Source organism: Ornatilinea apprima (assembly GCF_001306115.1).
Taxonomy (GTDB): domain Bacteria; phylum Chloroflexota; class Anaerolineae; order Anaerolineales; family Anaerolineaceae; genus Ornatilinea; species Ornatilinea apprima.
Window position 1 is genome coordinate 1 of sequence record NZ_LGCL01000025.1, and the last position, 26,366, is coordinate 26,366.

Consider the following 26,366-nt stretch of genomic DNA (forward strand, 5'->3'; position numbering starts at 1 on the left):
AGCAGCGCTACCTGGTTCATTACATAGGGCTTAAACACGGGGTGGGCTTGTTTTCTTCTCATTCCTTTATTGAATCATTGCTTTTTAAAAATGTAAAGGGGCTGTCCTCTACTTTTTGGACAGCCCCAAATCTCAAACAGATTTGGGCTTGGGGAGAAACCCAAACAGATGAATATTCTTCTTTACTTACCGGTGATTTTGTCGCAGACCGCTTTATCGTAGGTGATCATTGAAGCATAGTAGCGCGTTACCCAGTTGCCGCTGCCCGCTTCTTTATTGTTCAGCAGGTTATACAGCAAAGCCTGCGCGTTGGGGGCCACCCACTGCGGCGTGTTGACCGGAATTTCTTCCTTGTTCGGCGCTTCCCAGGCCTGCGTGCCGGTTGGCAGCAGATACACCCAGGTCTGCCCCGGTTTCAGCGGGAACGGATCGCCGTTAGCATCCACAAAGCGGATCGGCCGCAGCTTGCCGGTGGTCTTCTCATATTCTCCGTTGGCCGTCGTCCAGAAAATTTTGTAGGCCTTTCCATCCCGCAGTAACAGGGCGGGGGCGCGGTTGATGTACATCAGGTCAATGTCAAACGCCGTTTCGGTGCAGCCGTGGTGGTTGGCATACAGCAGGATGATATTCTCATAGGTCAGGCTTTCGCCGTTCAAGCGGTCCGTAAACTGGTTGAAAGTCTTGCCATCGGCCTGGTCCTGGTAGCGGCGGAAGGATTCTATCGCCGGGTCGTACTGCCACAAAATCATATCCATGGCATTGTAAATGAACCACAGCCGGTCCAGCTTCACGCCGCCCGCGGGGGCTTTCGCGTCAAACACCATGCCGCTCAAGGCCGCGTCACCCAGCTGCCTTTGCGTGCTTTGAGCAATCGTCTCCAGCTGGTTCACCGGAATGAGCGCGCTGTTGATGTCGTCATTGTCGCTGCCGAACACGTTGGTATGCTGACTCAGGTTGGCGGCCACGCCTTTGTAAGCCGAGGCCATCACCAGAAAACCGTTGTAAATGCTGCGCAGGCTTTCATACGGCAAACGTCCCGAACGGATTGGCCCAACAGCGGCTTCCGCGCCCTGAACAGTGGGGCTGCTGCTGCCCGGCCCAACCGGCGAATTGCCTTCTTCTTTGGTTATCGTGGTGGGAAAATCGCCGTAGAACATGGCCAGAAAACGGCTCATGCCCTCGCCGATATACAGCTCAAACACCATCGGGCTGAAGGACAGCCCCGCCTGCGGGCGCGCGTTGGGCGGCCAGTTGGTCACCGAAACCAGCGCCGGCGGCACATCCAGATTTTGGGGATTTTCTACCGGCAAACCGGTGAGGGGATTAATCGCTGAGGGGCTGCTGCCGCCGGTGGGGTGGGTAGGCGGCGGGTCTTGCTGCGGTTCTCCAGCCGGTCCTTCTCCCACGCCGCTGGCCGGCATGGGCGCGGCGGCCGTAGAGAACAGCAGAGAAACCAGCAGCAAACTCCAGACAAACCAGTATTTCTTCTTCATAAAATCGTTCTCCTGAAAGCATAGCCGTTAATTTCCTTTAACCAATATTCGCTTCCATGCGGTTTGGTTTTGCTTTCATTTGAATTAAACCATAATAAAACCTACGCCCGCCCAACAATTCTGCAAGCCCGTAGAAGGTTGCATCAGCTTTCGATCAGGCCTGGTTTCTCCACTCACTGGCCTGGTCCAATTCCTCCACCATGCCAGGCGGCAGCTCAAAGGCCAGCGCGCCCAGATTGTCTTCCAGCTGCTCCAGCGTGCGCGGACCAATGATCGGGCTGGTAACCGAAGGCCGCGTGAGCAGCCAGGCCAGCGCCACCTGAGAGATGCTGCGCCCGCCCAGCTCAACGCCCATCGCTTCCATTTTATCCAGCAGCGCCCAATTACGCTCGGTGAAGTAACGCGCCGCCCCGCCAGCGCGCGCGCTGTCCACATCTGTCTGGTTTGGGCGGTACTTGCCGGTTAAAAAGCCGCCAGCCAGCGGGCTGTAAGGAATCACTCCCAGGCCAAAGTTCAGGCACACTTCTTCCAGCTCCAGCTCAAATTCCTGGCGGTGCACCAGATTGTAATGCGGCTGCAGCGTATCGTACCTGCCCAGGCGCAGGCGGTCAGCGGTCCAGAATGACTGCACCAGGCGCCACACCGGGTAATTGGAGCAGCCCACATAGCGCACTTTGCCTTGTCGCACCAGGTCGTCCAGTGTGGAGAGGGTCTCTTCAATGGGGGTTTGCTCGTCAAAATAATGCGTCTGGTACAGATCAATGTAATCGGTCTGTAAGCGCCGCAACGATTCCTCCACCTCACGCAGAATGTGCCCGCGTGAAAGTCCCTGATCATTCGGCCCATCACCCATCGGCCCGCGCACTTTGGTGGCAATCACCAGCTTGCCGCGTGGAATTTTGAACTTCTTCATCCAATTGCCAATGATTTCCTCCGACACGCCACCCGGATTGCCCGGCACCCAGCGCGAATAGACATTGGCCGTGTCGATGAAGTTAATCCCGGCGCGAAAAGCGGCGTTCAAAATGGAAAAAGAAGTGTCTTCGTCCGCCGTCCAGCCGAACTGCATCGAGCCCATACATAACGGAGAAACCTTCAGTCCGGTTCTGCCCATATTCCTGTAATCCATACGCAATCCCTCCCATTCTATGCGCGGGGAAAGCCCGCCTTCATTTTTCCGTCAGGTTTGATTCCATTATAATGGGACATAGAACTCCACATCAACCGCGCACCCTCTACAGGCTGGCCGGTCTTGGCTGTGCAGTTTTCAGGAAGAATATCAGCCAAAAAGGGTTCGTATGACAGAACCGGGTAGACCACATGGACGGTACAATTTGAATGCGTGTATTATCCCGGCGTCACGGATCACCGCGCGGCAAAAAATAGAAAAGAAGAGGAAATCTATGCCAGAAGAAGATCCCCGCATCATTGAACTGCGAGCCATGCGAGAGAAAGCCAGGCTGGGCGGCGGCGAAAAACGCATCGCCAAACAGCATGAGAAGGGCAAACTGGTCGCCCGCGAGCGCATTGACTTGCTTCTTGATCCAGACTCTTTTTTTGAGCTTGAGCCGTTTGTAACCCAGCAGACGGACGAGCTGGGGGTAAGTGATGAGCGATTTCTTGGCGACGGCGTTGTAACCGGCAGCGGGCGTATTAATGGGCGCACTGTTTTCGTCTACGCTCAGGATTTCACCGTCATCGGCGGCGCGTTGGGAGAAATGCAAAGCCGTAAAATCTGCCGGGTGATGGACATGGCCGCCGCCACCGGCAGCCCCATCATTGGCCTGATCGACTCAGGCGGGGCGCGAATTCAAGAAGGCGTGCACAGCCTGGGCGGTTACGCCGAGATCTTCAAACGCAACGCGCAGTATTCGGGCGTCGTTCCCCAAATCAGTCTGATCATGGGCCCCTGCGCCGGCGGCGCGGCTTATTCGCCAGCCGTAACCGATCTGGTCATCATGGTTGACCAGCAGTCGTATATGTTCCTCACCGGCCCGCAGGTGATTAAATCCGTCACCGGTGAGGTGGTGGATTTTGAAAGCCTGGGCGGCGCGCAGGTGCACCTTTCCGTCAGCGGAACCGCTCATCTGGTGGCCGCCTCCGAGCAAGACGCTCTGGCCCTGTGCCGCACGGTCATCGGCTACCTGCCCGCCAACAATGTGGAAAACCCGCCCTTCAACGCCGAAGAAACCGACGACCCCAACCGCATGGACGACGAACTCAACAGCCTCGTTCCCATGGACCCAGGTTCTCCCTACAGCATGCACGAGGCCATCGAGCGCATCGTGGACTGCGGCTCGTTCATCGAGACCCAGGCCGGTTTCGCGCGCAACGCCATCGTCGGACTGGCCCGCATGGGCGGCATGCCGGTTGGCATTGTCTCGCAGGAACCCAGCGTTCTGGCCGGCGTCATCGACATTGACGCTGCCGATAAAATTGCCCGCTTTGTGCGCTTTTGCGACTGTTTCAACCTGCCCATCATCACCTTCCTCGATTCGCCCGGCTTTTTGCCCGGCGTTGACCAGGAGCATCGCGGCATCATCCGCCATGGCGCCAAGATTCTGTTCGCCTACGCTGAGGCCAGCGTGCCCAAAGTGTGTGTCATCACCCGCAAGGCCTACGGCGGCGCGTATGTGGTGATGAGCAGTAAATACATGGGCTCCGATGTGAACTTCGCCTGGCCCAGCGCCGAAATCGCCGTCATGGGACCCGAAGGCGCGGCCAATATCCTCTACCGCAAGCAGATCGATGAAGCCGCCGACCCGGCTGCCGAGCGTGCGCGCATCACCGAAGAGTATCGCAAAAAATTCCTCAACCCCTACGCGGCCGCCAGCGCCGGCTATATTGACGATGTGATCGAGCCGCGTGAAACCCGCGCGCGCGTCATCCAGGCGCTGGTCTCGCTGCGCGATAAATCCGTCAGCTCGCTGCCGCGCAAGCACGGCAACATTCCGCTGTAACGCGCCAAGGAGCCGGAAATGCTTCCTCAACTTATGGACTCACTGAAAATCACCGCCATCGGAATGGGATTGGTGTTTATCGCCATTCTGGTGCTGTGGGGATTGATGGAGCTGCTGGTACAGGTTACTGTGCGGCGGGTTAAAGCCGAAATCGCTCCCCGCGAAAATGAACTGGAGACCGGCGGCGCAGCCCCATCTCTGCCCGACGCGAACCTGCAAACCAGACAGCGCGCCGCCGCGGCCGCCGTAGCCACCGCCCTGGCGCTGCAAGACGCCAAATCGGATCATAAACCCATCCGGGTGCTGCCCGCGCCCAAAGAACAGGCCAGCGCCTGGCAAACCCTTATGCGCGCCAGCCATCTCAACCAGCGCTCCAGCCTGTTTACCCGCAAACCACGAGGACGTGTGCGATGAAAATGCGTGTCAAAATCGATGAGCAGTTCTTTGATGTTGAAATCGAAAACCTGGAAGAGCGCCCCATTCGGGCTACGGTAGAAGGCCAGACCTTTGAAATCTGGCCGGAAGAAGAGCAGGAAACCTGCGAACCGGCCTACACCCCGCCCGTGCCGCAGCTGGTGGTTGGTTCACCGGCCAGCCCGGTCTCCGCGGCCATTCCCACCGCCAGCAGCAATTCGGTCAAAGCGCCTATTCCGGGCGTCATTCTGGCCGTGCATGTCAAAGTGGGCGAAAGCGTGCGCGCCGGCCAGGAGCTGTGCACGCTGGAAGCGATGAAGATGAAAAATGCCATCCGCGCCAGCCGCGATGGTGTGATTGCCGCGATCCACGTTCAACCAGGGCAAACGGTCCAGCATGGGCACGCGCTGATGGATTTCAGCGATTAAGGGAGCCTACCCATTGATGAATTTTTCCGACTTGCTGTCTGAGATAACCCGCGGATTCACCGCCTTTTATTGGGGAAACGCCGTAATGATTGCCATCGGCTTTGTTCTGATCGGCCTGGCGGTGATCAAAGAGTACGAGCCTGTTCTGCTTCTGCCCATTGGGTTTGGCTGCATTCTGGCCAACCTGGGCATGGACACCTCTCACGGCGTCTTCAAAGTGATCTACGACGCAGGCATTGCCACCGAACTGTTTCCCCTGCTGATCTTTATCGGCGTGGGCGCGATGATCGACTTCCGCCCGCTGCTGGCCATGCCCCACATGGTGTTGCTGGGTGCTGCCGGGCAGTTTGGCATTTACGGCACGCTGATTCTGGCCACTCTGCTGGGCTTTCCGCTCAACCAGGCCGCCTCCATCGGCGTCATTGGCGCCATCGACGGCCCCACCGCCATCTTTGTCGCCTCCAAACTGGCCCCCGAGATGCTGGGGCCCATCGCAGTGGCCGCCTATTCCTACATGAGCCTGGTGCCCATCATCCAGCCGCCGGTTATGCGCCTGCTCACCACACGCAAAGAGCGTCTTATCCGCATGGACTACAGCGCGCGGCCGGTTTCCAACACCGCCGTCGTTCTCTTCCCCATCATCGTTACCGTCATCATCAGCCTCATCGCCCCCGACGCCGCCCCGCTGATCGCCACGCTCATGCTGGGCAACCTGCTGCGCGAAAGCGGCGTGGTGGAACGCCTGCGCAAAGCCGCCGAAAACGAAATCATCAACATCGCCACTCTCTTCCTCGGTCTGTCGATTGGCGCCACTATGACCGCCCAGAGCTTTCTCAACCTGCAAACCCTGGCCGTGCTGGCCCTGGGCTTGCTGGCCTTCGTCCTCGATACCGCCGCGGGCGTGATGTTTGGTAAGCTGATGTGCTTCGTCACCGGCGGCAAGATCAACCCCCTCATCGGGGCGTGCGGCATCTCCGCCTTCCCCATGGCCGGGCGTCTCTCGGCGCAAATGGCCCAGGAAGAAGACTACGACAACTTCATTCTCATGCACGCGATGGGATCAAACACCGCCGGACAGTTGGGCAGCGTGATCGCCGGCGGCTTACTGCTGGCGTTGGTCAGCGGGATGATTTAGCCAGCCATTGATATGAAAAGAAAAGCCAGGGAACGGGCTGATAAAAGCGCGTTCCCTGGCTTTTTGATTGAATCGAAAACCGCATGGTTATCTTCCAGCTCACGGAAGATAGCGGAAGAGAGTCTGCCCGGCGATATCTTCCTGCTTTTCGAGGTGATCTTCAAACATATACTGGTATGGCTCGCTCAAGGTGATCGCCACCCGGTCCCCATACACATAGTCCAGGCCGATATGCTCGAAGAACTCATTCGAGCGCTGCGCCTTCATCAGATCAAAATACTTGTAACTGCTAACTGTTCCATCCAGGTTGATGATCAAACGGTCCGTCGATAGATACGCCAGCTTACCCGCCTCCACACAGGCAATCAAGTCACCCTGCTGCGTTTCAGCTTCCAGCGATTCCAGTGCCAGCAGTGGATTGTCGGGAAAAGACTTGCGCGAGAAAAGCTCCATCTGTTCGCTGATGCCCGCCACCAGCAGCGAAACCGCGACCACACTCCCCAAAATCTCGACCAGGGCTTTCGGCACGGCTTTCTCTACCGCCAGCTCTATCAGCCGATGGGTCAGGAAAGCCATCGCCAGAAGGGTCAGCATCATTTCTGGTATCCAATACCAGGGGCGCATTTCCACATAGCCAACCAGTTTATAGTAGCCAATCGTCATGAAACAGGCGGTCATCAGCGGCAGAAAAGCCAATCCGCGGTCGATGATGGTGAGAAAACCACGGTTGCGCCCCACCCGCGCCAACTGGTAAGCCATCGCCAGAAAACCCACCGCGAATAAAACCACCATCAACTGATACAGCTCCAGGTCATCCACCCGCAAGACTGTCGTTACCATGCGCGACAGCCGGTCGAGCATCGGCGTCAGGATGAATGACCACGGCTCACCCGGAGTGGCGGACAACCCGATTGCTTCCACAAAGATTTCCGGTGGCCGCCCATAAACCGTTACGTGGCCGGTCCACCAGCGCTTAACCAGCAAATTCAACGGCAGTACGCGCTGGAAGTTAACCCAGTTCCACACCAGCACAGCCCCCAGAGCGGCCGCGCCAGGGGCTAAAAATGCCAACCAGACCCGCAGCCAGGTCTTCCACTGGTGCTGCAGGCGCAGGGTTGGCTCAACGCCGTCTGGCTTAAAACCGCGCAGTCGCGCCATCAGACGCAGGGTAAACCGCAGACCGCCCAGCAAAGTCAGGCTAATCAACCAATCCAGCACCAAAACGGTGCGCGGAAAGCCCGGCAGCCAGCCCAGCCGCTCAGCCAGTTCCAGCAGCCCGGCGATCAGCAGCGAAGCAAACGACATCCCGCCGTAAGTTAAACCCAATGTTTTCCAGCGCGGCCAGGTGCGCGGTGGAAAGTACATCCCCGAGAAATACATCACCACCGGCTTGATCAGCAGCGAAAGCGATAGCACCCACTGCGCCGGACGGGTGAACTGGTAAAAAGTATTCAGATCAAACCGCAACAGGAAGCTGCCAAAAACGCTGATAAAAATCAGCATGGCGTCTACCAGCACCATATAGCGCATGCGGCTGCCGCGAAACACCAGCCACACGCCAAAAACCAGAACCAGAATCAGGTTGTCGTAACGGGTTAAGAGAAGTGCCGCTGCCGCGCCGCCCAATCTCAGCACCTCGCGGGTGGTGAGTTGGTCGCAGCTTTTTTCGGCCGCTTTCACCGCCAGCAGAAGAAACCCCGCCAGCAAAAAGGCGTTCAGGCTGCTTTCCATACCGCTTTGCACCGTCACCTTGAGAATATTCGGCAGCAAGGCCCAGGCAGCCGCCGCCAGCATGGAAATCGAATCGCTCAACATGCGCCGCATCAGCCGGTAAAGCAGAATGGCAGCTCCCGCGTTCAGCAGCGCTGAGAGGATCACCAGCATGCGCAGTGGCAGAAATAAGTCGAATCTCGCCAGCAAGAAAAACGGCGAAAGCACCACCAGCCAGAGCGGCGCAATGGAATTGGTTGGGTTCACCCGATCAAAGGTCAGGCCGTGCCCTTCAACCAGGTTGCGCGCGATCTGAAACGCATAGAACGACTCGTCTTCGGAAATATAATGAAGAACGGCATCTGGTGATGAAAATAAAATGGGAAAATGAAGCGAAAATACAAGGACCAGTAAGACAATCTCAAAAATGGGGAAACGCTTTTTTCCAGACTTCAATGCAGCCACTCCCATCAGGCGGTGATTCAGCCCCATCCACGGGGTTCCCCTAATGGATATAGATTACCATAAAGACGGGTAATTGAAAAGTTTGTCATTGGTGGAAGAATGAGTTTGCCCTGCATCCACCAGGCAGCCATAGACCAATGCGCCGCGGAGAATTGTTTTCCGTCTCAAACCGTTAGGATGTATAATCAATTCATGGTAAATCCGTTCGAGAAATGGGCAGGAATGAAACACCGTGTTTGATTTAAATTATCTACCTCTGCATCTTTCCAACGGCATGGAAATCGCCGAACTCCCTGGGCTTTGGGTGGCAGCCGCCCCGCGCCGCGCGCAGCGCAGCCGATCCAAAGACATGCTCATCATGCTGCTCACCCTCACCGGCAGCCAGGTACAGCCCCCCGATAATCTCAACCAGATTCTGGAACGCCTGGCGGATGTGTATTTTCAGGCTCCCGGATCGGTTACATCCGGCATGCACGCGGTCGTAGACCAGCTCAACGCTCTGCTCATCAAGCGCAACCTCAAAACCAGCGACGAGAACCAGCGCGTAACCGGCATTTTTAACCTGGTGGTGCTGCGCCGCGACCAGCTCTATATCGCCCATGCCGGGCCTACTTACACCTATCTGCTGGCGCAAAAAGGACTTACCGCTTTCCACGATACTCAAAACGCCGGGCGGGGATTGGGACTGGCGCGCAGCGTGAAACTGGCCTATTTCCGCGAAGAGGTCCAGCCGAATGACCTGCTGCTGCTTTCCGCTGCCCCCCCACAAGACTGGCAGACCTCCGGGCTGGCCGGCGGGCTGTCCATCCCGTTGGATCAATTGCGCCGCCGCCTGCTCAGCCAGGCCAGCGGCCAGCTTCAGGCCGCGCTGATCCAGTTCTCGCCGGGCAAAGGCGAAGCCCTGCTGCAAAAACCGCGCATTCCCTTCATTTCTGCCGGCCTTGGTGAAAAACTGGCCGCGCAAGAAGTGCCTTCTCCTGCTCAAGCGGTCGAAGCGCCCGCGCCCCAGCCAGCGGTTGTGGAAGCCCCGCCCGAACCTGCGCCCGCGCGTCCAGCAGCGCCCCCCCGCCCCCTGCCGCGCCCGGCAGCGCCCAAACCTGCCCCGGCACGCTCGGCAAGCGATGTCGCGCCCCAACCGGCCCACCGCACCCCGCAAATGGATGTGGCGCAAAAGAATGCGAGGCGCCAGCGCCGCAATGCCACCCGTAAAGAACTGCGCGGCCTGCTCAATAGTTGGCGCGGCACGTGGCAGCGCCTGTCGGCAGCTGTGAACCGCACACTGCTGCGCACCCTGCCGGGCAGCGAAGAGAATACCTCTGCCCTGCCAGTTCGCTCCCTGGTGCTGATTGCCGTGCTGGTGCCGCTTATGGTAACGGCCCTGGCCACCACCATCTACTTCCGCAGCGGCCGCGCCAACCAGCGCGATGCCTACCTGCAGCAAGCCCAGCGCTTTATCAACGATGCCATCGTCCAAAGCGACCCGGCCTTAAAAATCAGCAACTGGCAGCAAGTTCTGTACTGGGTGGAAAAATCGGAAGAATTTGGCCGCACCGAAACCTCAATTGATCTGCGCCGCCAGGCCGAAATAGCCCTGGATGATTTGCAGGGCATCATCCGCCTGGATATGCAGCCCACCCTTCTCAGCGGACTGGCGGAAGGCGTCAACATCACCCGGATTGTGCCAACCACCACCGAGCTGTACCTGTTCGACAGCAATGAAGGTCGTGTTTATCGCATGTTTATGACCGGCGAAGGTTACAAACTGGACCCGAACTTCGACTGTGCCACCAATCCGCTGATCGGCAAGCTGGTCGATTTTGCGCCGCTCACCAGACTGGAAGGAATCCTATCTTTACCGACGGTGATCGCGGTTAATGAAACCGGCCATTACATGTACTGTGGCCTCACCGATAAACCTGTGGAGCAGGCCTTCCTTCCGCCTTCCACCGGAGACTGGGGCCGAGTTTCCCGGATTACCAGTAGTGATTACGGCATGCTCTACGTCTTAGACGCCAGCAATAACGCCGTCTATATCATCGATCCCTTCTATCGCAAACCTGAAGAGGAAGACCAGCCTGAAGGCGCAACAGAATCTGAAAAAGAAGAAGAAGTAGCGCCTTCACACTCGAACAACGAACCGCGCATGTTCTTCAACTTGCAGGTGCCGCGCCTGGATGATGTTAAGGACATTGCCTTCAACAACGGTGATCTCTACCTGCTGCATGCCGACAATACCACCACCGTCTGCACCCTGCGCTCCTCCAAAGACGACCAGACGCGCTGCATAGACCCGGCTCCCTACGCCGACACGCGCAGCGGCCGCGAAACGTCCAATCTTACTTTTCCGGGGGCCAGCTTCTCGCGCATCTTCACCTCACAACCGCCCGTCCCCTCCCTTTACATTCTGGATACTGTCGGGCCGACCATCAATCAGTTCAGCCTCCAGTTGAATTTGCAGCGCCAGCTCAGCCCGCGCTCTGCTACTGAAGAACCCCTGCCCTCCACACCGCCCACCGCGCTGGCGGTAACCAATAACCGCCTGATAATTATCGCGTTCGGCAACCAGCTCTATCACGGCCAGCTTCCATAGCGCGATCCAACCCAAAAACAAGACAGACGGTTTCCGAAACCGGATTCGGAAACCGTCTGCTTTTCAAGAAGTGCGCCGTAAAAATGTCGAACTAATTGCTGTTAGAGAACCAGTTGTACGCGTAATATCCCGAAGAACTTTCCAGGCGAATGGCAATTGTGCTGCTGTCTTTCAGATTATCTGGGATATCATAGGTGGCTTCAAAGCTGCCGCCGTCTCCCGAATTGATCGTGGTAACAACCGTGCCGCCAACGCCCGCCGTTCCAAAGGCGCCCATGCGTACGGTGAAGTCCATATCCTTGGGAAAGTTGTGAGTTTTGATCTTCACCGATTCATTTTTATCCACGCTGACAATATCGAAGGTCGGAATGCCTGAATAGCTGGATGAAGAGCCGGGAGTCGATGTCGCCACCGGTCCGCCGGTGCCATACTCTTCTCCGTGGTAGGGGGAACTGGTGGTTTCATTGTAAAACCAGTCATACGCGTAGTAGTAGCCGCTGGTCGACTCAATCCGGATGGAGAGGCGGTCGCGGTCTTTCAAGCTGTCGGGGATGTCATACGTTACCTCAAACGAGGAGCTGTCGCTGGTTTTGAGCGTGGCCACTTGCACCCCGTTGACGCCCTTGGTGCCGTATTCACCAACCCGTACCACAAAGTCAGTATTCTTGGGGAAGTTGAAGGTCTTCAAGGTTACCGAATCATTTTTCACCACTTTGAGTACCGTTGTTGTCGGAATACCCGAAGTACCGCTCGTGCTGGTGCTGACCGGCCCGCCCGTGCCATAATCAGACCCGGCATAGGGGCTGCTGGTTGTCTTGTTGTAGAACCAATCATAGGCGTAATAGTAGCCGCTGGTCGACTCGATCCGGATCGAAAGCCGGTCTCGGTCTTTCAGACCTGCGGGAATGTTATAGGTTGCTTCAAATGACACGTTGTTCGCCGAGTTAAAGGAGGCTACCTGCGTGCCGTTGACACCCTTGGTTCCATATTCTCCAATCCGCACCACAAAATCGGTGTTCTTGGGGAAGTTGAAGGTCTTCAGCGTAACCGATTCATCCTCCACCACTTTTAACACCGTGGTGGTGGGGTAACCGGTGTATCCACTGGAGCTGCCCGGCGTGGGGCTGGGGCCGGGGGTCGCGGTTTTGGACGGGGTAGCGGTGGGCGTTTTGGTTGTGCTCGATTGGTACGGGTCGGTCCCGTTCTTATCATTGATGAAGAAGTTATAGCTGTAGTAAATGCCGCTCTCCAGGCGAATGGCGATGCGGTAGCGGCCGCGCAGCTCGCTGGGTATGTTGAATGTGGCCTCAAAGCTGCCGCCCGAGCCGGAGCTAACTTTTCCGACTTCAATCCCACCCACGCCTAGTGTGCCGTACTCGCCCATGCGCGCGGTGAACTCGCGGTTCGCCGGGAAGTTGTAGGTTTTAATCGTAACCTTTTCGTCCGTTACAATGCTGATCACGTCAAAGGTGGGAATGGCGCCCGCATTCACCGTGTGAATGGAAGGAATGACCAAAACCACCAGCAACATCAGCGCGGTCAATAATTGAACGCTGAATTTCCAGCCAGTGTGTTGTAGAGTCAAGAAGCGTTTCATATGGTTGTCCTCCTGAAAGACTCACTTCAATGTTAAAGTATAGATACAAACCCAATAAAATGCAAAATTAAGGCAAAAGCCAAAAATTCTTCCGCCCATCCCGTTCTTGAAATGGGCGGAAGGTAAATGATCTGCTAGCGCTTGATCACCGGAGCCAGCCAAAACGCGCGGTCGTCATCCGAATCGTTGTTATTATCCACCACCAGGATCAACTGCACAGCTTTATCCTTCAGGCTGCTCAAATCCACATTGATGCTGGTGCGCTCGCCATCCGACTTTTCCGTCCAGCTCTTCAAATTTTGAACTGAGCCGCCGTCAGCGATGTATTCCAGTTTGAAGGTTACGTCGCAGTCATCGCTGTTATCCAAGCAGCCCGTCAGCGCGGTGAAACGATCACCGTCTTTAACTTTGAAGGCCGGGAACTTGCCCTGGATCATACCGTCGTCGCCTTCGCTGGGGATCATAATAATCGCCGGTTCGTCATCTTGGTACCCGCCTTCCAGTTTGGGAGCCGAAGAACGGGAAACAGAACCATTCTTAAAGCTCTCGCTCGCGCTGGGGCAAGCAACACTGCCTTTGGACGACTTCCAGGAAGCGTCACAATAATACTTGGCAAAGTCCAGTGTCTTATCCTTATCCCATTCGCGATCACTTCGCTCCACCTCAATTTTTACCCAGAAGGGCTTGTTGGCATTGGGACCCAGACCAAACACCGCGTTCGACGCGTTGCGCAGCTTCCAGTTGCCGGTATATTCACCTTCGCCATCCGGCGCCACCAGCGTAACCGAGATATCAACCGTCTCGCCCGGATTAACTCGCTTGGGCAAAGCCACCGCCACCGGGCCGTTCATCGCGTGGCCGGTATCAAATACCAGGTCGTAATCAGTCGTCCAGGCGCAGCTGCCAATATTGCGCAGCCGCCAGGTCTTGGTGAAGGAAACGCCCCGCTCATATTTGCTGCCATCCGGAACGGTAACATCGGCTTCAAACTTGGCCCAGTCGCAAGGCACCGGGGTATTGGTGGGGGTCGGCGGCACCTGTGTTGGGACAGGGGTAGAGGTAGGCGGGAACGGAGTTTGCGTAGGCGCCAGCGTGGCGGTAGGGAACGGAGTAGCCGTCACAGCCGACATCTGAGTTACCTGCGCCACCAAAGTCTTAAACGCCGCCTGGGTGAACATCACATCCACCGTTTGTGCCGCAGCGGTTTCTACCAGCCCGTCGCCGGTATCGGGTACGGGTAACTGCGGAAAACAGGCCGCCATCAGAACAGCCAGTCCAATGATAAAAAGAGGGAGAACAGTCTTCTTCATAATTTTTAATTACTCCTTTCCATCCACAGACGATGTGAAATGGAAGAAAGTTCCTGATTTTTCTTCATCGCGGCAATGATGTTAAAAGTATTCCTTCGCACGCGCTTCAATTAAACTCCAATGTAAGTGTATCGCGCGGTAACAGATGCCGCATCCGGCTACCGGGCAGGAATCGCACTGGCCGGATGGGGAGGCGGGGATCATCCTGTCTTGCCATTTTTTTCCATTTCATATTATGCTTAATTCAGGCAGCAATCCTGGAGGAAACCTTGTTAATTCTGACCGAATCCGATCTGGCGCAAACCATCGAATCGTTCTCTCTGCTGGCGCAAAACCTGCTGGATTCCGATCTGGACCGTCCGTGGGCATGGAAAGGCTACAACGAAGGCGCGCGCTTCATCTTCTTTCGCGTGTACGAAGAGATTCGCGCCCTGCAGGCGCGCCTGGCCGCCCAACGCCGCGCCGCCGGCCCCGCGCTGACCGCCGCGCAAGACCTGCTCGCCAACCATCACCAGGCCTACTGGGCGCTGCAGGCGGTTCTGCTGCCGGGCAGCCCGCGCCTGCTCGACCTGCAGCCGTCCGCCGGCGAGTGGACCCCGCGCCAAACCCTGCGTCACCTGATCAACGCCGAGTTTTCCTTCTTTGAGGCCATCCGCGCCAATCTTCAGATTCATCACCACGGCCAGGATCCCTCTCTCAATCAGGTGCAAGAAATTTTAGAGACCAGCCGCGCCCAGGTTGAACCACAGCACCAGCAAGCCTTCGCCCTCAGCCTCGACAGCATCCTGGCGCTCTACTCGGATATCCATTATCATGGGATCGAATCGCTGGCCGGGCTGAGCGACGCGCAGCTGACGCTACCCACCTTTGATTGGGAGGAAGAAGCCTTTCCCCTCGAATTCCGTCTGGTGCGCCTCGACGCTCACCTGCGCCAGCACACGATTCAGCTGCAAAAGACCCTGACCGCGCACAATGCCCGCCCCACCGAGGCCCAGCGCTTGCTGGCTCACATTTTCAGCGCCGTCGCCGGCCTGGAAAGCACCCTGCTGGGCGCGCCCGGCCTCAACCCCATTGCGCTCGAAGAGGCCGCCGGGCAAATTTCCTTTTACACCGAAGCACTGGCTCAAGTGCTGGCTGAATAGCATTTCAATTGTGGAGATAAAATGGCAAAAGATACCCCCAATAATGACCGAAATCTGGTGATCTACGAAGTCTATGTTCGCAATCACGGCCCCAACGGCACCTTCGCCGACGTGGAAGCGGACCTGGAACGAATTCAAGCGATGGGAGTGGATATCGTCTGGTTCATGCCCATCCACCCCATTGGCAAGCTGAATAAGAAAGGCGACCTGGGCTGCCCCTACTCCATCGCCGATTACCGCGCCGTCAACCCCGAATACGGCACGCGTGAAGACTTCAAGCGCCTCATCAATAAAGCCCACGACCTGGGTCTGCTGGTGATGATTGACGTGGTCTACAACCACACCGCTCACGACTCGGTTCTGGTTAGCGAACACCCCGAATTCTTCCACCAGGACGAGCATGGCACGCCAGTTACCACCGTGCCCGAATGGTCAGACGTGATTGACCTCAAGCACCCTCAAAAAGCCCTCACCCAATATCTACACCAGACCTTGCAGGAATGGGCCTTGTTTGGCGTGGACGGCTTCCGCTGCGATGTGGCTTCACTGCTGCCCGCCAGCTTCTGGAGCAAAGCGCGCAAGCGCGTGGCCAAAGTCAAACCATCCGTCATTTGGCTTGCGGAATCAGTGCACGCCGGATGGGTTGCCGAGCGCCGCGCCAACCAGCTTTCAGCCATCTCCGACAGCGAGCTGTACCGCGCCTTTGACATGACCTACGACTACGACATCTGGCCGGTCTTCCAGGCCGCTGTCAAAGGCCAGGTGCCCGTGGTGCGCTACCTGGATTTGGTGCGCTTTCAAGACTGCATTTACCCCGCCAATTTTGTGAAAATGCGCTGCGCCGAAAACCACGACCAGCCGCGCATTATGCGTTTCGCCCCCAGCCGCCAACAAGCTCTGGCCTGGACCGCGCTGCAGGCCTTCAATAAAGGCAGCTTCCTCATCTATGCGGGCCAGGAATCAGCCGCGGAGCATACCCCCTCCCTATTTGATATTGACAAGGTTGAATGGGGCAGCTACGAGCTGCAAGACTTCCTCACCCGCCTGGCACGGCTGAAGAAAGACCGCGCCCAAGTGGAAGGCGAACTGGTTTGGACGATAGCGGAAGACATGGTCCAGGCGGTGTGGTACAACGGCGAGCATTCGCTCTACGGTGTGTTTAACACCGCCGCCGAAAGTGGCCGCGTAGCCGTCAGCCTGCCCGATGGGTTTTATGTCAACCTGCTGGATGATCAGGCCGTGGAAGTGAGCGGCGGCGAAATGCCCGCCCCGGCCAGCGCGTTCATCACCCACTGCGCACTGAGCTCCCGCCCCAAACCCTACTATTCAGAATTGCTCAACGGTCTGGTTGAAGAATAATCGGATTTTGCCCCACAAACCGGGCGCGCGTCCTCCGCGCGCCCGGATGATTTAACGCACTCACACCTGCATTAGCGCTTGGGGCTTGCGCCCTGCCTTGAAGGAATTTCTCAACGCCGCTCAACCGGAGACAGTTCGCCGCGTGTGGAAAACTGCTGCTGCAGGGCCGCCATCACCCGCGCGCGGGAAGACTCAATTTCAGCCAGGGCCAGTTCCGCCGCCCGCTGCGCATCGCGCGCCGCGCAGGCCTCTGCCAGCTCCAGGTGCTGCGAGCGCATTTCATCCGCGCTGTCTTTCAAATCCAACCCCAGGTGAAACACGCGCAGCAGCTCATCCAGCACGCTTGCCACCAGTTCCGCCAGGCGGCGGTTGCCGCTGGCCGAGGCGATTGTGCTGTGAAACGCCGTGTTCAGTCCCAAAAAACGGGTGTAGCTGGGGTGGTCTCCGTACGTGTAAGAAAAATCTGCGCTGGCCAAAATGGCATCCAACTGCTGCCGCGTAGCGCGCTGCGCCGCCAGCCGGGCCGCGTCTGGCTCAATCACCGCCCGCAGTTCATACATCTCTTCCACGTCTGCCAGGGTAATCGGCGAGACCTCATACCCAAAGCGCGGAATGGCGCGCACCAGGCCTTCTTGCGCCAGGCGCTGCAGTGCCTCGCGCACCGGCGTGGTGCCTAACTGATATTTTTCCGCCAGCGACGCCTGGGCAATCTGCTCGCCCGGAAGAATGCTGCAGGTCAAAATATCCGCGCGCAGCCGTTCATAAGCTTGCAGTGAGAGCGATTTTCTGTCTTTTTGTGTCGCGTTGATGGCCATACAGCAATTGTACACGATATTGAGGGGCGGCCCGGCCGTTTCGCGCGCAGCAGCGGGCGGTCTTTTCATTTTTTGGTTGACTTGCCGCCAAAAAAGTAATATATTACTGATATATTATCACAGCAAAGGATTGTTTTCGATGGAACTGAACAACCTGATCGCGGCCATGCAGGCCGAAATTGAACTCTCCATTGGCTGTACTGAAATTGGCTGTGCCGCCCTGGCGGCCGCTCGCGCCAGCGAGCTGCTTGAAGGAAACCCCGACCGCGTTCAGGTGGAAGCCAGCAGTTATCTCTATAAAAACGCCGCCAATGTGTGCGTTCCCAACACCCGCCTGCGCGGGCTGGACGCCGCCCTGGCGCTGGGCTTCATTCTTCAGGGCAGCCAGGATGGATTGGCCATCCTGCAACGCGCCAACCCCTCTGCCGAAGAAGCCGCCCAACAATATCTGCGCGCCCACAGCTTTGAGACCCACATTGTCAATGACGGCCTGCCCGTTTTTATTCGCCTCACGGCGCAGCGCGCCGGCCACACCGCCCTGGTGGAAATTGCCGGCGAGCACAGTCACTTTTCAGAAATCCGACTGGATGGCAGCCCGCTCCTTATCGACCCGCCAACCGCAGCGGAAGGCAACCATTTTGCCTTTCAGGGCATCTGCCCGCGCGAAATGGTTGAATTTATCATCGCGCAAGACGACCAGGCCTTTGCCTTCCTGATAGATCAGGCCCGCATCAATGAAGCGGCAGCGCAAACCGGCCTGACCAACCCCGGCACCAGCTTTGGGCCGCGCTTGCACCACCATCCCCGCCCGGCGGATGCCATTCTCAACGCCGCGTGCCAGGCACAGGCGCAGACCGCCGCCGCCAGCGAGGCGCGCATGCTCGGTCTGCCAGTGCCGGTTGCCGCCCTAACCGGCAGCGGAAACCACGGCATTACCGCCTTACTGGGCATGTACTCCGCCGCGCAGGCGCTTGGCGCCAGCCAGGCCCAAACCGCGCGGGCATTGGCCATCACCGTCATGATCACCATTTACGTCAAGCACAGCACCTCACGCCTGACCACTTTTTGCGGCTGCGCGGTTGCCCCGGCGGCCGGCATCGCAGCAGGCTGCGTCTATTTAATGGGCGGCGGCTTTGAAACCATGCAGCAGGCCATGCAGTCGCTGATCGGCACCTTCGCGGGCATGCTCTGTGACGGCGCTAAAGAATCTTGCGCCTGGAAGGTCAGCACCGCCGCCAGCGCCGCGGTGCAGTTCGCCCACCTCGCCATGCAGGGCGCGTACATTCCCGACGGCAACGGCATCCTCGGCTACAACCTCCTGGAGACCTTCGACAACCTGGGTAAGCTCAATAACCCCGGTATGCTCGAAACCAACCGGGTGGTGATGGAGATCATCCACGATAACTTAAACCGAAAGCCGGCGTAAACACCGGCTGAAGGTTCTTCATCGATTATTGAAAACAAGGCCGCTAGCGCCATTCCACCTGGGCTTCAAACGCGATTTCACCCGTGGTTTGATTGACCCCTTTGAGGCTCATTTGCCCATCCAGTTGCCCCACTTGAATCGACACGCTTTCGGCCGGGCGCACTTCTTTGTTGTAATTCACCTGCACCGCGGCCAGGTGCCGTTCCTGAAAATAACTGGAAGGCAGCGCGTCGCACACCCAATCCACATACACGGCGTTGTTCACATGCCCCATCAAATCCACCACGCTGTAACCGGCCGTGCGCACCAGCGCCTGGCTGGGCTGGCCCACCTCGACAATTTTCTCCAGAGGAGATGAAATGGCCGCCTTTTCGGGCAGGCTCGGTAAATCCCCGCCCAAGGCGCGCGGCGGCAAAATGCGGCGCGCCTGCGTGTCGATTAAAACGAAAGCGGATGAGGCGCGCGCCACAAGCTGGTCGGACGCGTCGGTGATCCAAAAATCGCGCACAAAAAAGAGCTTTTGCTGAATACATTTCGGCCAGGTTTGAATGGTGATCTTCTCGCCCGCCTGCGGAAAGCGTTCAAACTCCACCCGCACCCGCGCCAGCACCCACGACTGGTTTTGCAGCAGCATTTCGCGGTAATCGTAGCCCAAATGACTGGCGTGATGCTGCCCGGCGGTTTGAATGGCGCGAAAAAGCCCCGAGGGACGCCAGCGCTGCAGCAGATCAGTTTCGTGAGTTTGCACTTCCACAACTTCAGTCCATACGGTTTGGATCATAGCAACCTTCTTTGTGTCAAAATGATTTTCTATTGTACCCCCTTTCGTACCCGCTAAAAAATAACCCCGCTGCCCGCTCCGGGTTGCACCCATTGGGGCGCGCTGCGCGGCCATCCCGCTGTAGGGTGGCGTGGAGGGCGGACAACCCGCTTTGAGTCGAAAGATGACCGTCTCCGCCCGCAACCCACCGTCTTCCCAATGTCGGCGCAGTGCCAATTTCCGGGCAGATGGCCATCCGCCCCTACCCAAGAACGAGATTCCCCTGTAGGGTGGTGTTGCGGGCGGACAATTTTCTTGACGGCAGAACCACCCGCTTCCGCCCGCAACCCACCGTCTTCCCAATGTCGGCGCAGCGCCAATTTCCGGGCAGATGGCCATCCGCCCCTACCCAAGAACGAGATTCCGCTGTAGGGTGGTGTTGCGGGCGGACAATTTTCTTGACGGCAGAACCACCCGCTTCCGCCCGCAACCCATCGTCTTCCCAATGTCGGCGCAGTGCTAATTTCCGGGCGGATGGCCATCCGCCCTTACCCAAGAACGAGATTCCCCTGTAGGGTGGCGTGGAGGGCGGACAACCCGCTTTGAGTCAAAAGATGACCATCTTCACCCGCAACCCACCGTCTTCTGCTTGGTAATCCGCAAATTGGCCGCCTGCCCCTACCCAAAAACGAGATTCCCCTGTAGGGTGGTGTTGCGGCGGACAATTTTCTTGGCGACAAAATCACCCCACTCCCGCCCGCAACCCACCGTCTTCTGATGGGCTGTCCACAAATAATGCGGCGGCGCGGACCGCCCACCTTAACCAGCAAGGCCAGCGCTGATCCGCCGGCCTTGCGACACCCATCACCACACTGACTGCTAAGATTACTTCTTCTTGACCGGCAGCAGAATATACATCACCGACTCGTCACGCCCAAACTTGAATTCATCATTGTACATTTCCATATCATAATCTCCTGCCAACTCATACGCCGACTGAGGCAGCCAGGTATGGTAAATGTAATCATAGGTCTGGCTCAGCCCGTCCAGCTTGCCGTAATGGGGGAAAACGGCGTAAGTATTCTCCGGCACGTGGCGGGCGACCATTCCCGCGGGCGGCTGCGTTCCAGCCGTCACCCTGGTGCAGGCCACATATTCAAAGCCACCCTCGGTCGCCATGCCGCAAACGCCATAGCACTCGCGGAAGTCTGCATTGGGAATCTCAGCGGCGCGGCGGTTGAACACGTCCCACATCTGGGCAATTTCATTCTTCTCATTCTTACCAAAGTATTTGAGACCAATCACATCAAACGCGGGTTTGGTTGCAAATTCGGGTTCCATTTTTTCCTCTTTGTGAATCTCGCTCGAAATCCATTGAGCCGGGTAAGCCGGCCGCTCGACCGGGCACTGTACCTCAAAATAATCGGGGAGGTGGTTTTGCGGCGCGTCGTCGGGCGACTCATACAGGTACACCTCGCGGCACGGCCCAACCGGGCGGTAGCCGTTACCCTGCGTCCACTGGTACAGGGTGGTATAAGCGGATGAGATGCTTTCATACCCCTCCGAGTGCACCACGCTGGCCATGCACGCTACCGGCGGCAGTTGCCAAACCTCGACCGGCCCGTTGGGCAAAACCATGCCTTTCGGCACGTCGCCCAGCAGCACCCCAGCCAGCTTGATCTCCTTATTCCGGTCAACATATTCCAGACTGTCTTGCAGGGCAAACCAGCTGCCGCTCAGGCGCAGACCGCTGGCCGCGGCAAAGCTGCGGATCGTCTCGCGCAGGCTCAGGCGCGCGCAAGGCACTTCACCCTCATTCGCCGCCACCAGGCAGCCTGCCAGCGCAGACACACCCCCTACCGGTTTCAGCACCACTTCGCTGGCCGGCAGGCGTCCGGCACGCTCGATCTCGCGCAAGCGGTTCTCGATACGCGCCAGGCGGGCCTGTTCGCTTTCCAGATGGCGCTTCAGCTCAGCTTGCTTCAAGCGCAGCATGCCGCGCAGTTCGGCCACATCCAGGTCTTCACCCAGCATCTGACGCACCTCGTCCAAAGAGAACCCCAAATCTTTCAGCGCCAAAATGCGGTTCAGCCGCGTAAGTTGTTCCAGTGTGTAATAGCGGTAGCCCGTGAAGCGGTCAATATGCGCGGGTTTGAGCAGCCCAATCTGATCGTAATGGTGCAGCGTTTTGACGGTAACATGCGCCAGGTTGGAAAAGTCGCCAATCTTGATCATCGTCTTACCCGTTTGAATAATATTTGAAGGCCTTCATTGATGATGGTAGTATACAACCTCCGGTAAGAGGAGAGTCAAGGGGTGGGTTAAGGCAGTTTCCAGAATCAAAAACGCCCCTCAGCGAGAGGGGCGTTCTTGTTGGCTCAAATTTTAGCGGCGTCCGCCGCGGCCCTGTCGTTCCGCCTGCGGGATGTCATCCGCGTCCCACATGGGGCAGTTTTCTTCATCATAGTTGTAGTACGGCTGCTCACCATCTTCCCAATTGCCGCGCGGGAAGTTGCCGCGGTCTTCGTCAGTGAGACCTGCAAAGCGCCCACGCATGCCGTCCATCATCCGGCCAAACAGCCCGTCTTCATCATCCGACCACGCCGGGCCGTACCCTTCCGCTTCCATCTGCTCAAAGGCATACTCGCGCGCGTCCATCATGGCCTGAGGCACATCTTCCACACCCGCGTCCAGCAGAATTTCGGAGAGCATATCGCCTTCATCGATGCGGGCTTTGGCGGCTTCAACATCCAGGCCATAGGTATCGGCCAGGTACTGCAGCAGATAGTCTTCCATCAGGCCCCATTCGGGAGCGTCTTCGGGCTGGCCCATTCCGCCCGGACCGCGCCCCGGCCCGCCCCACGGACCACCGGGCATGCCCGTTTCGGTTGAGCCGGACTGCGCGTACACCGGTGAGACGACTGCAAAACCAGCCAGGAACAGGCTGGCAGCCAAAGCAATTCCAATCCATTTTTTCATGTTATCCTCCTGAGATCAACAATAAGATGTTTGATTGACCTTAATATACCCGGCGGGTATGAAGAAGTTGTGAAGTCCGCGTGTGCTTACTTTGAATAAAAAAAGCCGGGGAGCACTCACCCGGCTTCACTGACCAGACAAAAAAGAGCGTCAGCGCAATTCCCACACCGCCGCGTTCTCAATGGTGCAGGTAAATCCACGGGTACTGCCCGTTTTCACCGAGAAACTCACCTCACCTGACTGAAGGTAAGGGTCGCGGAAGCGCACCGCTTCCACACCGTTGATAAACACGCTCAACATTTTATCTTCCACCACCACCACGATCTGAGTGGGGTCGGTCATCTTGCCGTAATAATTGCCACCTTTCATTTCGATAAATTCACCGCCGCGCTGCCGATAGGTATGCACCACCCCATCCATCGTCAGAAAGGACGCATGCCAGTGATCCAGATCGCCCTCGCCATAGGCAAACCCGCAGCCCGATTGCTCACCCTCCTTCGCCGTGCCAACAAAACGCCAGCTTGCCTCGCCGTAGATCACCACGTTCCCGCCGTCAATGCCGGTGCCCCAGCGGTCAAAGGTTTTCGTGTCGTACCAGGTTTGCTCAAAGCTGCCCGCGTCATGGTATTCCCACTCGCTGGCCTTAAACCAATTCTTAGATTTCATCTGCTGGATGATACTATCCATCTCTGCCGCGCGCGCTTCAGCCGGGTCGGGTGGTGGCGGGGCTTCGGTTGGCGGCTGGGTGGTCGGTTCTGCCGCCTGCGCGGCGGCTTCGGTCTGCGCCTGGGCTTGCTGGGCGGCCGCGGTGGCCGCCTGGAGCTGGGCAGCCGCCTGCTCGGTAGCCAGCGTATCGACCGTCGGCGCGGCCGTCGGCAGGCTGGCGGCCTGCAGCGTGGCCTGGTTTTTGGCATTTTGCGTGGCCATCACCCCCAGCGCCACCGCGGTCTGTTCCAGACCGGGGTCAACCGTGGGCGTTGGCGTTGTAGCGCAGGCCAGCATTACCAGCAAGAGTACAACCATTCCAGACAAACGTGCGACGCGTCTGATTCTCATCTTCCCTCCTTCATAGTCCTCCATCCAGAGACGGGTTCCCGGTTGTTATACCTATTGTAGCGATTCCCCGTCCATCAAACCAGTCCATTTTCAAGAGATTTCTCGCACCTGGCAGCCTGAGCCGATTCTCCGCTGGCGCTTGCCAGCCGCACTCGGAGCGAGTAGAATGAAACTCGCTGCCCGATGGCGCGTGGCGACCCCGCGCGCCGCATGCAAAGCAGACTCGTTTTCCCCTTGGCGTGTGATTGATGTTCAAGAATCTCTTCAACGACCCAAAATTCTATAAAACGCTGTTCCAACTGGCCCTGCCCATCACCGTGCAGTATTTCATCTCCTCCTCCATCAGCCTGGTGGGAGTAATGATGGTCGGCCAGTTGGGAGAAGTTTCCATCGCCGCTCTGGGGTTGGGCAATCAGATCTTTTTCCTGGTCAGCCTGCTCATTTTTGGCCTGAGCAGCGGATACGCCATCTTTGCCGCACAGTTCTGGGGCGCGAATGACCTTCCCAACGTCCGGCGCGTATTGGGCATCTGCCTTACCCTGGGGATGATCGCGGCTGGCATCTTCACGCTGGCGGCGGTGTTGCTGCCCCACCCGATTTTGAGCATCTACACCAAAGACCCCGAAGTCATCCGCGAGGGGGTTCAATATCTGCGCATTGCCGCCTTCAGCTACGTTCCTTACGCCCTTAGCATGGCCTTTGCGTTCATGCACCGCAGCACCGGCCAGGTGCGCCTGCCCATGTTCGTCAGCGCCATTTCGCTGCTGCTCAGCGTTCTGGTGAGCTACCTGCTGATTTTTGGTCACCTGGGGCTGCCCGCCCTGGGCGTGAGAGGCGCGGCGGTGGGCATGCTGTTCGCCCGCCTGGTGGAAGCGGCGGGCATGCTCTCACTTACCTACCTCAAACGCACTGCCATCGCCGCCTCGCCGAAAGAGCTCTTTTCCTTCAACCTGCCTTTTCTCACCCAAACCCTTTCCACCGCCATGCCGGCCGTGCTCAATGAAATGGCCTGGTCGTTTGCCGTGACCACCTACAACATCGTCTACGCGCGCATCGGCACTGAGTCCATCGCTGCCATCAACATCACTACCACCATCGAAGAAATGGCGTTTGTGGTCTTCTTTGGCCTGGCCAACGCCGGGGCGATTATCATTGGCAACACCATTGGCGCCGGAGAACAAGAAAAAGCCTTTACCTACGGCAAGCGGTATATTCTGATTGGGATCGCGGGCGCGCTGGTGTTCGGGCAGCTCACCAGCCTGAGCTCCCGCTGGATATTGAATTTCTACAACATCTCGCCTACGGCCGCCGACTATGTGCGCAACATCCTCTTGATCTTCTCATTCATCATGTGGATCAAGGTCTTCAATTTGATGTTAATTGTGGGAATTTTACGCAGCGGCGGAGACACGCGCTTCACCCTGCTGCTGGAAATGAGCGCCATCTGGGGCATCGGTGTGCCAATGGCCGTGCTGGGCGGGCTCGTGCTGCACCTGGAAGTCTATTGGGTGTACCTGATGGTCATTTCTGAAGAGTTGGTGAAAGCCTTTTTCGGCTACCGCCGCTTCCGCTCGCGTAAATGGGTTCACAACCTCACCGTCGTGTCCCAAGTGGTAGAGCCGCTGCCTGCCGCGCCGTCTCAGGTGAACTGAAGATCCACGCGCAGCACATGGCGGTCTACCGCCCCAAAGCGGTACTTGTAATCTTCGTTGCCGCGCATAAAATCGAACTCCTGCATGCCCTGCTCAATCGCGCCCTGCAACAGATAGCCCAGCAGCACCCAGCCCGGCGACACCTCGGAGAAGGCGGTATCCATCCCTGAGTTGTAGACCAGCACGCGCCGGTTAAACAAAAAATTGGCATACACGGCCGCTTTTTCGCCCCCCACTTCCAGAAACGCCAGTTGCAAATAGCCGCCTTCAAAAGCCCTGTTCAGACAGTTCTTAAACTGAACGCGCATCGCCGGGCTTAAAAAGCGTTCTTTTTCCGCGTCCATCGCCATCAGGCGCATGCAGTCTTCAATATCTTGCTCAATCCGCTCGGGCGCGCTGCTGACGTACAGCTTCACCGGCTGCTCGGCGCTTTCGGCCCGGCGAATTTTGCGGCGAATCTCGTGACGCTGCTTTTTATCAATTCCGGTCAGGTAGCTTTCCCAATCGCCCGGCAGGGTGATATATGGGCAGGGCGACACCGCTTCGGCGGAAATCACCGCGCCGGTGCTTCGCGCGGCGGCTTGCAGCGCCGCCAGGCTGGGCGAGTCGTCTGGAATGTTATACAGGCTCAACCGCTCCCAACCGCCAGGGAAGGCCGGACTGCGCAAAAATGCCAGCAAGCCTTCCGCGAAGGCGGGCAGGTTTTTCTCTTCCACCACCAGGTCCAAATAATCGGAGATTTCAATGCTGCCCACCAGCATCAGCGCGGGCTGGCCTTTGTGTCGCGCTTGCATCAATGCCGCCGCCCCCGCCAGGCGGCCGTCTTGCCGCGCGGTGACCAGGCGCAGCTCCGCCCGCGGCCATTCGCCGCCCCCACGCGTATCCCACCAGCCGCTCAGGTACTCATAGCGCAAAAAAGGGACCTTCGTAATCGAACGGTCCAGCAGATCATTCCATTCTTCCGCCAACCCCTGCGGGAAAACCGTATGCAGTTCAAAAATCATCCAAATACGTCCTTCAGTCGAGATGAAAACCACCGCCGATTATACCCCATCGCGGCGGAACCCTTTCCTTC

The 26,366-nt window shown here is 57.8% G+C and carries 21 protein-coding genes; 10 read left to right on the forward strand and 11 right to left on the reverse strand.

Annotated features, from left to right (window positions below; all coding sequences use genetic code 11):
• The coding region (locus ADN00_RS20300) for a hypothetical protein (protein ID WP_236691507.1) at positions 1 to 233 on the forward strand (233 nt) is incomplete at its 5' end.
• On the opposite strand, the gene ADN00_RS11060 is transcribed toward ADN00_RS20300, so the two are convergent.
• Together ADN00_RS11060 and ADN00_RS11065 are read right to left on the reverse strand one after the other, a co-directional pair.
• Positions 183 to 1,493, reverse strand: coding sequence for a DUF3048 domain-containing protein (locus ADN00_RS11060; RefSeq protein WP_075063050.1), 1,311 nt, complete (start codon positions 1,491 to 1,493; stop codon positions 183 to 185). The genes ADN00_RS20300 and ADN00_RS11060 overlap by 51 nt on opposite strands.
• Positions 1,494 to 1,647: 154 nt before the next feature.
• A complete protein-coding gene (locus ADN00_RS11065) occupies positions 1,648 to 2,622 on the reverse strand; it encodes an aldo/keto reductase (RefSeq protein WP_075063051.1) in 975 nt (324 codons plus the stop codon).
• A 274-nt stretch (positions 2,623 to 2,896) separates the two neighbouring features.
• Here ADN00_RS11065 and ADN00_RS11070 point away from each other — a divergent pair, with 274 nt between their 5' ends.
• From ADN00_RS11070 to ADN00_RS11085, 4 genes are read left to right on the forward strand one after another with little or no spacing between them, the layout of a single operon-like run.
• Positions 2,897 to 4,453 (forward strand): acyl-CoA carboxylase subunit beta, encoded by a 1,557-nt coding sequence (locus tag ADN00_RS11070; RefSeq protein WP_075063052.1) that lies wholly within the window; start codon positions 2,897 to 2,899, stop codon positions 4,451 to 4,453.
• An 18-nt stretch (positions 4,454 to 4,471) separates the two neighbouring features.
• A complete protein-coding gene (locus tag ADN00_RS11075; RefSeq protein WP_082390073.1) occupies positions 4,472 to 4,867 on the forward strand; it encodes an OadG family protein in 396 nt (131 codons plus the stop codon).
• Positions 4,864 to 5,295, forward strand: a complete 432-nt coding sequence (locus tag ADN00_RS11080) for a biotin/lipoyl-containing protein (RefSeq protein ID WP_075063054.1) — start codon at positions 4,864 to 4,866, stop codon at positions 5,293 to 5,295. Before ADN00_RS11075 ends, ADN00_RS11080 begins: the two co-directional genes overlap by 4 nt.
• 16 nt (positions 5,296 to 5,311) lie before the next feature.
• Positions 5,312 to 6,430 (forward strand): sodium ion-translocating decarboxylase subunit beta, encoded by a 1,119-nt coding sequence (locus tag ADN00_RS11085; RefSeq protein ID WP_075063055.1) that lies wholly within the window; start codon positions 5,312 to 5,314, stop codon positions 6,428 to 6,430.
• Between the two features lie 99 nt (positions 6,431 to 6,529).
• Here the strand turns inward: ADN00_RS11085 and ADN00_RS11090 are convergent, their stop codons facing one another.
• Positions 6,530 to 8,632 (reverse strand): hypothetical protein, encoded by a 2,103-nt coding sequence (locus tag ADN00_RS11090; RefSeq protein WP_075063056.1) that lies wholly within the window; start codon positions 8,630 to 8,632, stop codon positions 6,530 to 6,532.
• A gap of 205 nt (positions 8,633 to 8,837) precedes the next feature.
• Here ADN00_RS11090 and ADN00_RS11095 point away from each other — a divergent pair, with 205 nt between their 5' ends.
• Positions 8,838 to 11,195, forward strand: a complete 2,358-nt coding sequence (locus tag ADN00_RS11095) for a PP2C family serine/threonine-protein phosphatase (RefSeq protein ID WP_075063057.1) — start codon at positions 8,838 to 8,840, stop codon at positions 11,193 to 11,195.
• Between the two features lie 91 nt (positions 11,196 to 11,286).
• On the opposite strand, the gene ADN00_RS11100 is transcribed toward ADN00_RS11095, so the two are convergent.
• Positions 11,287 to 12,792 (reverse strand): hypothetical protein, encoded by a 1,506-nt coding sequence (locus ADN00_RS11100; RefSeq protein WP_075063058.1) that lies wholly within the window; start codon positions 12,790 to 12,792, stop codon positions 11,287 to 11,289.
• Between the two features lie 134 nt (positions 12,793 to 12,926).
• Positions 12,927 to 14,102, reverse strand: coding sequence for an NBR1-Ig-like domain-containing protein (locus ADN00_RS11105; RefSeq protein WP_075063059.1), 1,176 nt, complete (start codon positions 14,100 to 14,102; stop codon positions 12,927 to 12,929).
• A 269-nt stretch (positions 14,103 to 14,371) separates the two neighbouring features.
• Between ADN00_RS11105 and ADN00_RS11110 the strand changes: the two genes are divergently transcribed.
• Together ADN00_RS11110 and ADN00_RS11115 are read left to right on the forward strand one after the other, a co-directional pair.
• Complete coding sequence (locus ADN00_RS11110) at positions 14,372 to 15,244, forward strand: DinB family protein (RefSeq protein WP_075063060.1); 873 nt, start codon at positions 14,372 to 14,374, stop codon at positions 15,242 to 15,244.
• 21 nt (positions 15,245 to 15,265) lie between these two features.
• A complete protein-coding gene (locus ADN00_RS11115; RefSeq protein WP_075063061.1) occupies positions 15,266 to 16,603 on the forward strand; it encodes an alpha-amylase family glycosyl hydrolase in 1,338 nt (445 codons plus the stop codon).
• 110 nt (positions 16,604 to 16,713) lie between these two features.
• Here ADN00_RS11115 and ADN00_RS19790 read toward each other — a convergent pair whose 3' ends face one another.
• The gene (locus ADN00_RS19790; protein ID WP_152966333.1) at positions 16,714 to 17,487 is read right to left on the reverse strand and encodes a GntR family transcriptional regulator; all 774 of its coding nucleotides are present in this window, start codon (positions 17,485 to 17,487) and stop codon (positions 16,714 to 16,716) included.
• Positions 17,488 to 17,557: 70 nt separating this feature from the next.
• Here ADN00_RS19790 and ADN00_RS11125 point away from each other — a divergent pair, with 70 nt between their 5' ends.
• Positions 17,558 to 18,844, forward strand: coding sequence for an L-serine ammonia-lyase, iron-sulfur-dependent, subunit alpha (locus ADN00_RS11125; RefSeq protein WP_075063062.1), 1,287 nt, complete (start codon positions 17,558 to 17,560; stop codon positions 18,842 to 18,844).
• A gap of 43 nt (positions 18,845 to 18,887) precedes the next feature.
• Here ADN00_RS11125 and ADN00_RS11130 read toward each other — a convergent pair whose 3' ends face one another.
• From ADN00_RS11130 to ADN00_RS11145, 4 genes are all read right to left on the reverse strand, one after another.
• The gene (locus tag ADN00_RS11130; RefSeq protein WP_075063063.1) at positions 18,888 to 19,625 is read right to left on the reverse strand and encodes an acyl-[acyl-carrier-protein] thioesterase; all 738 of its coding nucleotides are present in this window, start codon (positions 19,623 to 19,625) and stop codon (positions 18,888 to 18,890) included.
• An 864-nt stretch (positions 19,626 to 20,489) separates the two neighbouring features.
• Complete coding sequence (locus ADN00_RS11135; RefSeq protein WP_075063064.1) at positions 20,490 to 21,839, reverse strand: GyrI-like domain-containing protein; 1,350 nt, start codon at positions 21,837 to 21,839, stop codon at positions 20,490 to 20,492.
• Between the two features lie 150 nt (positions 21,840 to 21,989).
• On the reverse strand, positions 21,990 to 22,583 hold the full coding sequence (locus ADN00_RS11140) for a hypothetical protein (RefSeq protein ID WP_075063065.1): 594 nt from the start codon (positions 22,581 to 22,583) through the stop codon (positions 21,990 to 21,992).
• 150 nt (positions 22,584 to 22,733) lie between these two features.
• Positions 22,734 to 23,639: a hypothetical protein gene (locus tag ADN00_RS11145; protein WP_152966334.1), complete on the reverse strand. Its 906-nt coding sequence runs from the start codon at positions 23,637 to 23,639 to the stop codon at positions 22,734 to 22,736.
• 248 nt (positions 23,640 to 23,887) lie between these two features.
• On the opposite strand from ADN00_RS11145, the gene ADN00_RS11150 reads away from it, so the two are divergent.
• Positions 23,888 to 25,291, forward strand: a complete 1,404-nt coding sequence (locus ADN00_RS11150) for an MATE family efflux transporter (protein ID WP_075063067.1) — start codon at positions 23,888 to 23,890, stop codon at positions 25,289 to 25,291.
• Here the strand turns inward: ADN00_RS11150 and ADN00_RS11155 are convergent.
• The gene (locus ADN00_RS11155; RefSeq protein WP_075063068.1) at positions 25,279 to 26,295 is read right to left on the reverse strand and encodes a GNAT family N-acetyltransferase; all 1,017 of its coding nucleotides are present in this window, start codon (positions 26,293 to 26,295) and stop codon (positions 25,279 to 25,281) included. The genes ADN00_RS11150 and ADN00_RS11155 overlap by 13 nt on opposite strands.
• Positions 26,296 to 26,366: the final 71 nt, after the last annotated feature.